Source organism: Streptomyces sp. NPDC053432 (genome assembly GCF_055585365.1).
On record NZ_JBVJKF010000001.1, the window covers coordinates 315,422 to 326,447 of the forward strand.

10 protein-coding genes are annotated in these 11,026 nt (G+C 75.0%); 4 read left to right on the forward strand and 6 right to left on the reverse strand.

The genetic code is table 11. The annotated features are described in order from the left end of the window. Positions 1–32: 32 nt before the first annotated feature. The 4 genes from ACZ6Y1_RS01440 to ACZ6Y1_RS01455 are packed head-to-tail and all read right to left on the reverse strand — an operon-like array spanning position 33 to position 3,551. The gene (locus ACZ6Y1_RS01440; RefSeq protein ID WP_469620741.1) at positions 33–1,448 is read right to left on the reverse strand and encodes a glycosyltransferase 87 family protein; all 1,416 of its coding nucleotides are present in this window, start codon (positions 1,446–1,448) and stop codon (positions 33–35) included. Further along, entirely contained in the window at positions 1,445–2,206 is a 762-nt protein-coding gene (locus ACZ6Y1_RS01445) for a class I SAM-dependent methyltransferase (RefSeq protein ID WP_469620745.1), read from the reverse strand. The genes ACZ6Y1_RS01440 and ACZ6Y1_RS01445 overlap by 4 nt, the downstream gene beginning before the upstream one ends. Continuing rightward, positions 2,203–2,832 carry a TIGR04282 family arsenosugar biosynthesis glycosyltransferase gene (locus ACZ6Y1_RS01450; protein ID WP_469620747.1) on the reverse strand — a complete coding sequence of 210 codons (630 nt, stop codon included), beginning with the start codon at positions 2,830–2,832 and terminating at the stop codon, positions 2,203–2,205. Before ACZ6Y1_RS01450 ends, ACZ6Y1_RS01445 begins: the two co-directional genes overlap by 4 nt. Further along, positions 2,829–3,551: a glycosyltransferase family 2 protein gene (locus ACZ6Y1_RS01455; protein ID WP_469620751.1), complete on the reverse strand. Its 723-nt coding sequence runs from the start codon at positions 3,549–3,551 to the stop codon at positions 2,829–2,831. The genes ACZ6Y1_RS01450 and ACZ6Y1_RS01455 overlap by 4 nt, the downstream gene beginning before the upstream one ends. A 116-nt stretch (positions 3,552–3,667) precedes the next feature. Here ACZ6Y1_RS01455 and ACZ6Y1_RS01460 point away from each other — a divergent pair, with 116 nt between their 5' ends. Together ACZ6Y1_RS01460 and ACZ6Y1_RS01465 are read left to right on the forward strand one after the other, a co-directional pair. Next, the gene (locus ACZ6Y1_RS01460; RefSeq protein ID WP_469620754.1) at positions 3,668–4,420 is read left to right on the forward strand and encodes a response regulator transcription factor; all 753 of its coding nucleotides are present in this window, start codon (positions 3,668–3,670) and stop codon (positions 4,418–4,420) included. Beyond that, complete coding sequence (locus ACZ6Y1_RS01465; protein WP_469620758.1) at positions 4,417–5,535, forward strand: sensor histidine kinase; 1,119 nt, start codon at positions 4,417–4,419, stop codon at positions 5,533–5,535. The genes ACZ6Y1_RS01460 and ACZ6Y1_RS01465 overlap by 4 nt, the downstream gene beginning before the upstream one ends. Before the next feature lie 254 nt (positions 5,536–5,789). On the opposite strand, the gene ACZ6Y1_RS01470 is transcribed toward ACZ6Y1_RS01465, so the two are convergent. After that, positions 5,790–6,860: an NAD-dependent epimerase/dehydratase family protein gene (locus tag ACZ6Y1_RS01470; RefSeq protein WP_469620761.1), complete on the reverse strand. Its 1,071-nt coding sequence runs from the start codon at positions 6,858–6,860 to the stop codon at positions 5,790–5,792. Between the two features lie 291 nt (positions 6,861–7,151). Between ACZ6Y1_RS01470 and ACZ6Y1_RS01475 the strand changes: the two genes are divergently transcribed. Then, entirely contained in the window at positions 7,152–7,520 is a 369-nt protein-coding gene (locus ACZ6Y1_RS01475) for an SAV_915 family protein (protein ID WP_469620764.1), read from the forward strand. A 17-nt stretch (positions 7,521–7,537) separates the two neighbouring features. Then, entirely contained in the window at positions 7,538–8,872 is a 1,335-nt protein-coding gene (lysA, locus tag ACZ6Y1_RS01480; protein WP_469620767.1) for a diaminopimelate decarboxylase, read from the forward strand. 66 nt (positions 8,873–8,938) lie between these two features. On the opposite strand, the gene ACZ6Y1_RS01485 is transcribed toward lysA, so the two are convergent. Then, entirely contained in the window at positions 8,939–10,876 is a 1,938-nt protein-coding gene (locus ACZ6Y1_RS01485; protein ID WP_469620770.1) for an APC family permease, read from the reverse strand. Positions 10,877–11,026 lie beyond the last annotated feature (150 nt).

Genomic DNA, 11,026 nt, shown 5'->3' on the forward strand with positions numbered 1-11,026 from the left:
GGGGTGCCTCCGTCGTCGGTGCGTGCGTGGGTTCACCGGGTCTCCCCGGCCGAGGAGCGGATGTCCGGTCCGGGCGTACGGTCCCGGGTGCGGTGGGGTCCGCGGGCCCGCCCGCGCGCCGCCCAGCCGCAGAGGACGGCCAGCGCCGCGACGGCGTACACGGCCGTGCCGGCGTAGGGCAGGACACGACCCGTCAGGTAGGCGGCCACGCCCGCGACCGCGACGCCGAGCCATTCCCAGCGGCCGTCGAGCGCCACCAGGGCGACCAGCAGAAGGGCGTACCAGGAGTAGCCGGGAGTGGTCAGGAGGAACGCGGTACCGGTGACCAGGAGGGCGCCGGTCCAGGGGCGCTCGGGGTCGCCCCGCCGGATCACGTACAGGCTCACGGCGAGCATGCCCGCGACGACGGCCGGCACGGCCCAGGAGTCGGGGAGCGGCAGGCGCAGCAGGGCGTAGCGGTCGCCGGCGGAGGCGTCCTGGTAGCCCTCTTCGTCGGCGTAGCCGCCGAGGTAGCCCAGGACGGAGGAGTGGGAGAGCAGTACGTACGGCAGGTACAGGGCGGCGAGGACCGCGGCCGCCGGGAGCAGGGTGGCGGCGGCGTCCCTGGGGCGCCGTACGCCGGACAGGGCGCCCGGGAGCAGGACGGCGGGCAGGAGTTTCGCGGCGACGGCCAGGCCCAGCACCGCGCCGCCCCAGGCGCGGTGGCGGACCGTCAGGCCCAGGGCGACGACGGACAGCAGGACGGCGAGGACGTCGGCGTGGGCGTTGTTGACGGCTTCGACGGCCACCGCCGGGCACCAGGCCCAGTAGGCGGCGGTGCGGGGGTCGCCGCGGCGGCGCAGGATGCGCAGCAGCACCAGGGTGGTGGTGACGGCGAGGACGGCGCCGCCCGTCTGGAGGGCCTTGTGACGGACTCCGTCGGGTGAGAGGGCGTGGACGAGCAGGAAGTACAGTTCGCCGGCCGGAGGGTAGACCGTGTGGACGCGGGGACGGTTGATGCGGGTGCAGACGCCTTCGGACACCGGGGCGAGGTCCGGGCCGCCGCACGCCTGCCCGGTGGGGAACAGCCAGTCGTCGCGGTACCGCCGCAGGGCGGTGTCGGCCGGGGCGTGGTCGTACGGGGAGATGCCGGCCGCCTGGACGCGGCCGTCCCAGGCGTAGCGGTACGAGTCGGTGCTGGTGCGGGGTGCGGCGGTCAGTCCCGTCAGGGCGACGGCGAGGCCACCGGCGAGGACGAGGGCGCCGACGTGCCGGGCGGGTACCCGGCGCAGGGACCACGCCGCCGCCGTGAACAGCGCCCAGCAGGCGGCGTACAGCCACGACAGGCCGGCCGGGTCCGCGAAGTAGCCGTCCTCGCGGACGGTGAGGACGAGCACCGCGACCAGGGCGGCCACCAGGACCGCGGTGGCGGCGGTGGCCCGGGAGCCGGTGGCGGACGGCCGGATCACGACGCGGCTCCCAGCGCGGGGAGGGCCCCGGCGGCGGAGCGGCGCGGTGCCCCCGGGACGAGTTCGGCGAAGTGCCGGCCGGCCAGCGTCCAGTTGGCGACGGTGCGCCAGCCGGCTGCCTCCGCATGGCGCAGCAGGGCCCGGCGGCCGACCCGGGCCCAGGGGAAGGGGGTGCCGAGCGTGCCGCGGCCGTCGTCGAGGCGCACCTCGCACCGCTCGTCCACCTCGACCGGCGCGGCCTCGGCGAGCAGCCGGCCGCCGGGGGCGAGCAGGTCCGCGGTGCGCCGCAGGAGGACGGCGGGGTCTCCGCCGATGCCGATGTTGCCGTCGATCAGCAGGGCGGTGTCCCAGCGGTGTTCGCCGGGCAGGGGGTCGAAGACGGAGCGGCAGAGGGCCGTTCCGCCGCGGCGCACGGTCCGTGTCACGGCGGCGGGGGTCACGTCGATGCCGAGGGCGCGGTGGCCGCGTCCGGCGAGCGCCGCGACGAGCCTGCCGGGGCCGCAGCCGATGTCCAGGACGGTTCCGCGGCAACGGGAGAGCACGCTCTCGTCGGCCGCGTCCGTTTCCGCGCACCATCGTTCGACGTCCAGGGGCAGCAGCCAGCCGTCCGTGCGCCGCAGGAAGAGGGGGCCCTGTCCCGTGCGGAGGGCCAGGGCGTACGGGTCGGCCCGCCACGCCGGGCCGGTCCTGGCGGCCGCCTGGGAGGCGGCGGGGGCGGCAGGGGCGGCGGGGGCGGCGGGGGCGGCGGGGGCGCTCATCGGGCCACCGCTGTACGGGCGCCGAGCCGCCGGTGGCACGTGGCGAACCGGCCGGAGGGGGCCAGGGCGGCCACCTCGGCGGCGTCGGCGGCGGTGTCCACGTCCCGAAGCCGGGGCAGCGGCCCGGTGCGCAGCCCGGCCCCGCGCAGCCGCTCGTACTGCACCGCCCCGGTCTCGGGTACGGACATGGGTACGCCGAGCAGCAGCGCCGGGTCCGGCGCCGCCAGGCCCAGGGCCCAGAACCCGCCGTCGGCGGCCGGCCCGAACCAGGCGTCGTACGCGTCGAAGGCCAGCGCGGGGGCCAGGAGCTCCGGGGTGACCTGCGGGGTGTCCATGCCGATCAGCAGCGCCGGGCCGGCGCAGGCGGCGAACGCGGCCGCGAGCCGCTCGTCGAGGCCCCCGCCGCTCTGCGGCACGACCTCGAAGCCGGGCGGCAGCCACGGCCCCGGGGCGCCGTCCAGGACCAGTACGTGCCGCTCGGCCGGGGTGGCCGCCACGGCCGCAAGGGTGTCGGCGAGCGCGGCCTCGGCCAGCGCCGCCGCCTGCCGCGGGGTGAACGGCGGGGTGAGCCGGGTCTTGACCCGGCCGGGCACCGGCTCCTTGGCGATCACGAGCAGGGAGGTCACCGTGCACCCCCGGCCCGCCCGGCACGGCCGGGGGCGGCGGGGACGTACAGCGGCTCGGCGAGCACCGCGCGCATGTCGCGGACCGCGTGCCAGGTGCCCCGCCAGGTGCCGGTGACCTTGGACTTTCCGCTGCGCGGCAGGTAGGGCACGTCCTCCTCGCGCACCCGCCAGCCCGCGTCGGCGGCGCGTACGACCATCTGCAGCGGGTAGCCGGAGCGCCGGTCGGTCAGCTCCAGGCGAAGGAGCTCCTCCCGGCGCATGGCGCGCAGCGGGCCGAGGTCGTGCAGGCGCAGGCCGGTGCGGCGGCGCAGCATCCGGGAGAGGGCGAGGTTGCCCGCCCGGGCGTGTGCCGGCCAGGCGCCGCGGCCCCGGGGGCGGCGGCGGCCGAGCACGAGATCGGCCTCGCCCGCGGCCACCGCGCCGACGAAGCCGCTCAGCAGGCCGGGGTCGAGGGAGGCGTCGCAGTCGCAGAAGCAGACGTACTCGGCCTCGGCGGCCAGGAGTCCGGCGTGGCAGGCGGCCCCGAAGCCGCGCCGGGGCTCGGGTACGACGGTGGCGCCCAGGGCGCGGGCGATGTCGGCGGATCCGTCGGTGGACCCGTTGTCCACGACCAGGGCCCGCCAGCCGGCGGGGATGCGGGCGAGGACCCAGGGCAGGGCCTCGGCCTCGTTCAGACAGGGCAGGACGACGTCCACGGAGTTTTCGGTCACGGCTGCCACCGTAGGAATTCCCCGGGGACATAGCGGACATCGACTCCTTACGAAACGCGGACGTCCGCCGTCCGGGGGCGGGACCCCGCAGACGGCGCGGCCCCGGCGGTGCGAGGCTTGGCGTCATGAGCACGGCCACGAGCACCTCCCCGCCCGCACCGCCCTCCCCACCCGCCCGGGTCCTCGTCGTCGACGACGACCCCACCGTCGCCGAGGTCGTCACCGGCTACCTGAGCCGGGCCGGCCACACCGTCGAGCACGCCGCCGACGGACCCGCCGCCCTCGAATCCGCCGCCCGGCACGACCCGGACCTGGTCGTCCTCGACCTGATGCTGCCCGGCATCGACGGGCTGGAGGTGTGCCGCCGGCTGCGCGCCGAACGCCCGGTTCCGGTGATCATGCTGACGGCGCGCGGCGACGAGGACGACCGGATCGCCGGCCTGGAACTCGGCGCGGACGACTACGTCACCAAACCCTTCAGCCCCCGTGAGCTGGTCCTGCGCGTCGAGTCCGTCCTGCGCCGCAGCCGGGCCGCGGCGCCGCGGGACCCCGGCCGGGGGCTGCTGACCGGCGCGGGGATCCAGCTCGATCCGCAGACCCGCCGGGCCGTCCGGAACGGGCGGGAACTCACGCTCACCCTGCGGGAGTTCGACCTCCTCGCACACTTCCTCACCCGTCCCGGCCAGGCCCACGGACGTCAGGAGCTGATGCGGGACGTGTGGGGCTGGGACTTCGGCGACCTGTCCACCGTCACCGTCCACGTGCGCCGCCTGCGCGCCAAGATCGAGGACGACCCGGCCGCTCCCCGGCTCATCCAGACGGTCTGGGGTGTGGGGTACCGCTTCGAGGCGGGCGGAGAGGAGGGCGACGCACGGTGAAGGACCTCCTGCTGATCGCGGCGTTCGCGTTCGGGGGCGCGGCCTGCGCCGGCCTGCTCGGCGCCGTCGCGCTGCGCGTGCTGCGGCACCGGTCCGTCGCCGTCTCCCTGACCGTCGTCGCCGCGGTCGCCGTCACCGCCATGCTCTCCGGCACCCTCGCCGTCGCCTGGGCCATGTTCCTCTCCCCGCACGACCTGAGCGTGGTCACCCTCGTGGTCGCCATGGCCGCGGTCGTCTCCCTGGCCACGGCGGTGCTCCTCGGACGATGGGTCGTGGCGCGCGGCCGCGACCTCGCCCGCGCGGCCCGGGACTTCGGCGAGGACGGCAGCTTCGCCGCGCCGCGGGCCCCGGCCACCGCGGAACTGGCGGCCGTCACCCGCGAACTGGCCGCGACCAGTGCCCGGCTCGCCGCCTCCCGGGAACGCGAGCGCGCCCTGGAGTCCTCCCGCCGCGAGCTCGTCGCCTGGATCTCCCACGACCTGCGCACCCCGCTCGCCGGACTGCGGGCCATGGCCGAGGCCCTGGAGGACGGGGTGGCCGCCGACCCCGCCCGCTACCACCGGCAGATCCGCACCGAGGTCGAACGCCTGGACAGCATGGTCGGCGACCTCTTCGAGCTCTCCCGCATCCACGCGGGGGCCCTCGAACTGACCCCCAGCCGCGTCTCCCTCCAGGACCTGGCGGCCGATGCCCTCCTCGGCGCCGACCCGCTCGCCCGCGAGCGCGGCGTGCGGCTGCGCGGGGACGACATCGCCCATGTCCCGGTCGAGGTGGACGGCAAGGAGATGACCCGGGTCCTGGCCAACCTCCTCGTCAACGCCATCCGCCACACCCCCGCCGACGGCACCGTGGCCGTACGCGTCGACCGGCACCGGGACACCGCCGTACTGTCCGTCACCGACGGCTGCGGCGGCATCCCCGAGGAGGACCTGCCCAAGGTCTTCGACACCGGCTGGCGCGGCAGCCCCGCCCGCACGCCCCCGGCCGGCGCCGGCCTGGGGCTGGCGATCGTGCGCGGCATCGTCGAGGCGCACGCCGGGCGGGCACGGGTGGACAACGTGCCCGGCGGCTGCCGCTTCGAGGTCACCCTGCCACTCGCCGGCGCGAACCCCTGACACAGACGCCCGCGCGCCGCGGCGCCCGCGCACCCACGGCGTCCACGGCGACCCGCAGAGGCGGCCGGGGTCGGGGTCGGCCACCCGACCCAGGCCTCCACGCTGCTGCCCCACCCGGACTCGGCCCGGTCACCCGACCCCGGGCCGGGCCCGGCTGCCCGACTCCCGCCCGGGCCCGACTGCCCGACTCCCGCCCGGGCCCGACTGCCCGACTCCCGCCCGGGCCCGACTGCCCGACTCCCGCCCGGGCCCGGCTACCCGACCCCGGCCGAGGCCCGCTGCCCGGCCCGGGCGAACTCGGCCATCCCCTCGGCGAACCCCACCTCGGGACGCCAGCCCAGCTCTCGCCGCGTCCGGGACGAATCCGCCGTGATGTGCCGGACGTCGCCCAGCCGGAATTCCCCCGTCACCACGGGAGCCGGGCCTCCGTGTTCCGCGGCCAGCGCGGCGGCCATCTCCCCCACCGTGTGCGGGTCACCGCTGCCCACGTTGTACGCGGTGTGGCGGCCGTCCGGCAGATCCCCGAGACCGGCCAGGGCGGCCAGAGCGGCCAGGTTCGCCCGCGCGACATCCCGTACGTGGACGAAGTCCCGGCGCTGCGCACCGTCCTCGAACACCCTTGGGGCCTCGCCCCGGGCCAGCGCCGAGCGGAAGAAGGAGGCGACACCGGCGTACGGGGTGTCGCGCGGCATGCCCGGCCCGTACACGTTGTGGTAGCGCAGCGACACGGCCGTACCGCCGACGGACCGCGCCCAGGCGGCGGCCAGGTGCTCCTGCGCGAGCTTCGTCGTCGCGTACACGTTCCGCGGGTCCACCGGCGCGTCCTCGTCCACCAGGCCGGGGACGAGCTCGGCACCGCAGTTCGGGCAGCGCGGCTCGAACCGGCCCGCCTCCAGGTCGCCGACCGCCCGTGGACCCGGCCGCACGACCCCGTGGTCGCGGCACTCGTACCGCCCCTCGCCGTACACCACCATGGACCCCGCCTGCACGAACCGCCGTACCCCGCTCTCCGCCATGCCGGCCAGCAGCACCGCCGTCCCCAGGTCGTTGCAGGCCACGTACTGCGGCGCGTCCGCGAAGTCCTTCCCCAGACCCACCATCGCGGCCTGGTGGCACACGGCGTCCGCGCCGCGCAGCACCCTCCTGACCGTCTCCGCGTCCCGGACGTCGCCCCGGACGAACTCGGCGTCCGGCACCTCGGGGGCCCGCGGATGAGCGGCCGGCAGCAACGCGTCCAGCACCACCGGCGCGTGTCCCGCGGCGGCCAGCACGGACACCACGTGCGAGCCGATGAACCCGGCTCCTCCTGTTACGAGTACTCGCATACCCGGCACGCTACGGATCCCGGCCCCCCGGCGGCGGGTCCCGCACCGGGCCGTAAGACTTCCGTCACCTCCGTGTCGGCCGCCGGCCCATGCTCCCCCGGAAGGCGTTGCCGACGCCGCCCGGATCCCCGTCGTCAGCGAGGCGTATGGACTGCGCCGGTCGCCGTCAGGGTCCCGTCAAGGGCCTGCCACGGCGGCGCCGGTCCGGGGTTGACTTTCCAGGACCGCCCCGGACCGCCTCCCCGCGCCCGGGGCACCGTCTGACATTCACGGCTCCTCCAGGAGGACCCCATGTGCTTGTTCCAGTACGAAGGCGACCCCGAGCCCGGAAAACGCGTCCCGGCCGGACTCCTCTACGTGCCCGTCCGGCCGGGAACGGCGCAGGTGGTGGTGCGCATGTTCCGCACCCCTCTGGGCGCGCGCACCGCTGTCGGTTTCACCACCCCGGGCGGCCTGGCCGCGGTTCTCGGCGCGCGGCAGCCGTGGATCCGGCTCTCCGAAACGGCCCTGCGGGCCATGTCCGAGCCGCTGGGGGCGCAGCTACTGACCGTCGACCCGGCCCTTTCGGCTCCTGCGGTCTCCGGGTCCGTGCCGGCCGGCGCCCCAGGCTCCCGTAGTGCCCCGGCCGTGCGACCGGCTTCCGCGGCCCCGGCCGCCTGAGTGAGGGGACGTACACCATGACCACTGCGGTCGTACCCGCTCCGGAGTCGGGCACGGAGGACCTCTCCGTCTGGCCGGCCTCCACGAAGGGGCTCGCGCACGGCGGCCTGGCCGTCGGCGGCGTCGGCCTCGCGGACGTGGCACGGCGGTTCGGCACCCCCGTCTACGTCCTGGACGAGGGCGAGGTGCGCGGGCGCTGCCGGGCGTACCGGAACGCGTTTCCCGGGGCCGAGGTCCTGTACGCGGCCAAGGCGTTCCTCTCCCGCGCGATGGTGCGCTGGGTCCACGAGGAGGGACTGGGCCTGGACGTCTGCTCGGCGGGAGAGCTGGAACTGGCGGTGTCGGCGGGGTTCCCGCCCGAGCGGATCGTGCTGCACGGCAATGCCAAGTCGCCGTACGACCTCCGGAGCGCGCTGCGGCTGGGGGTCGGGCGGATCGTCATCGACAGCCCGTCGGAGATCGCCCGGATCGCCGCCGCCGTCGGGCCCGAGGGGCGTCAGAAGGTGATGGTGCGCGTGGTGCCGGGCGTCTGCGCCGGAGGCCACGACAAGATCCGTACGGGTACGCAGGGGCAGAAGTTCGGGCTGTCCGTCCGCGACGGTTCCGCACAGCACGCCGTGGCCCGGATCCTGGCCCAGCCCCGGCTGGAGCTGACCGGGCTGCACTGCCACATCGGCTCCCAGATCACCGAGGTGAAGCCCTACCTCACCGCGCTGCGCCGCATGGTCGGCCTGATGGCCCGCATCCGTGACGCGCACGGCCGCGTCCTGCCCGAGCTCGACCTGGGCGGCGGCCACGGCATCGCCTACCGGCCGGGTGAAGCGTCCCTCGACGTCACCGCGTTCGCCAGGAGGCTGTGCGGCGAGCTCACCGTGAGCTGCGCCGCCGCCGGGATTCCTGTCCCCCGGCTGGCCGTGGAGCCGGGCCGGGCCGTCGTGGGGCCGGCCGGCGTCGCCCTGTACCGGGTCCTGGCCGTCAAGCACTCCGGGGACACGGTGTTCGTCGCCGTCGACGGCGGCATGAGCGACAACCCCCGGCCCGCCCTGTACGGGGCCCGCTACGCGCCCCGGCTGATCGGCCGCGCCCCGGCGGCGGCCCCGCGGGCGGCGACGGTCGTCGGCCGGCACTGCGAGGCCGGGGACGTCCTCGCGGCCGGGGTGGAACTGCCCGGCGACGTCCGGCCCGGGGACCTGATCGCCGTACCGGTGGCCGGGGCCTACCAGCTGTCGATGGCCTCCGGCTACAACCTGGTGGGCCGGCCACCGGTGGTCGCGGTCCACGAGGGCACCGCCCGGCTCCTCGTCCGGCGCGAATCGACGGAAGACCTCCGCAGCAGGGACATCGGCGGCTGAGACCGGCTCGCGGGTACAGCCCGGCGGGGATTCCCGGCGAATCCCCGCCGGGAACCCCGCGCCGCGTCAGCCGGCGTGGACGTGCGGGCGGCGGCTGCGGTCCGGTTCGGCTTCGCGGATGACCTCGCGGGTGACGGGGGCGACCTCGCCCTGGCCGAAGAGGAAGAAGCGGAAGAAGTTGGCCATCGGGTTGCCCTCGGTCCACTCGAAGTAGATGTGGGGGCGCTGGCCGGTCTCGTCGCGGACGTGGAGCAGGAGGGCGGCCAGCGCGTTGGGGATGCTGGAGCTCTCCAGGGTCAGGACGCGGTAGCGGTCGTGCAGCACCTCGCCGCGCACCCTCATGCCGGACTCGAACTCGGACGCGTCCAGGACGGTGACCTCGACGAACATGACGTCGTCCTCGGCCGGGATGTCGTTGTCCGCGCGGATCTGCGCCTTCTTCTGCCGGTACTCCTCGACGTCCCGGTTGTCGGGCTCGTTGGCGATGAAGCGGATCGTCCGGTTGGCGGTGTCCCGGATGAACCGCTCCGCCATGTCGTCGAACTCGATGTGCGTGACGCGCAGCTCGAAGACGCGGGCCAGGCGCGAGAGGAGGGAGAGCGCCATGATGCCGCCGATGAAGCAGGCACCGATCTTCACGCCGTCCGGCCGCTCCACGACGTTGACGGCCGTGGTGTAGATGAAGACGGCCGAGATGATCCCGAAGCCGATGGTCCAGCCGCGCTCCCCGGCCCGGCGGGCCGCGATGGTCACGGCGACGGCCGCCGAGGTGATCAGGACCAGGACGCCGGTGGCGTAGGCGCCGCCCTGGGCGTCGACGTCGGCGTTGAAGAGCCACGTCACGAGGAACGCGATGAGGGTGAACACGATGACCATCGGGCGCAGGGCGCGGGCCCAGTGCGGGGCCATGCCGTAGCGGGGCAGGTAGCGCGGCATCAGGTTGAGCAGGCCGGCCATCGCCGAGGCTCCGGCGAACCACAGGATGAGGATCGTGGAGATGTCGTAGACGGTGCCGAAGGCGGAGCCCAGGTACTCGTGGGCCAGGTACGCGAGGGCGCGGCCGTTGGCCTCGCCGCCGGGCTCGAACTGGGCGGCCGGGATCAGCAGGGTCGTGATCAGGCTGGAGCAGATCAGGAAGACGCTCATGATCACGGCCGCCGTGGTCAGCAGCTTTTTCGCGCCCCGGATCCGGCCGACGGGCTTCTCCTCGCTGTCCGCGGGGTCGCCCTGGACGTGCGGCATGACCGCCACACCGGTCTCGAAGCCGGACAGGCCGAGTGCGAGCTTGGGGAACACGACCAGCGCGATGGCGATCATCATGAAGACGTTGCCGTGCTCGGCGGTCAGGGCGGTCGTCCAGTCGGTGACGACCTGCGGTGCGGTGAACACGTGCCACAGCCCGACCGCCACGACGACGACGTTCAGGCCGAGATAGGTGGCCACCAGGACCACCGCCACACCGATGGCCTCGCTGAAGCCCTTCAGGAACACGCCGCCGAGCAGCGCGATCAGGATCAGGGTGATCAGCACCTCGTGGCCGTGCAGGGTGCTGGTGAGGTGCGGGTTCTCCACCATGTGCGCGGTCGCGTCGGCGGCGGAGAGGGTGATGGTGATCAGGAAGTCGGTCGCCGCGAACCCGAGCAGGGTCAGGACGAACAGCTTCCCCTTCCAGAACGACAGCAGCTTCTCCAGCATGGCGATGGAGCCCTCGCCGTGCGGACTCTCCTCGGCCACGCGCCGGTAGACGGGCAGTGCGCCGAAGAGGGTCAGCAGCACGAGCACGATGGTCGCCAGCGGCGACAGCAGACCGGCCGCCAGGAAGGCGATGCCGGGCTGGTAACCGAGGGTCGAGAAGTAGTCCAGACCCGTCAGGCACATCACCCGCCACCACGGCCGACCGTGCGGCTGGGCCGCCGCCTCCTTGGCTGCGGGCGAACTGGTCTGGGCGGTCAGGCCTTCCAGCATCCACGCGCGCAGGCGCGAGGAGCGGGCAGGGGTGGCCATCGTGGGGGCTCCTGTCGTACGGCAAAGAATCAGCCATCGGCATCGACGGCTGAGCAAGCGTACGTGGACTGATCACTCATGCACGCCAGTGAGCAAATCCTGACGTGTCCTTAACGCGAACAGTGCCATCTGTGGCGTATCGACCGCACA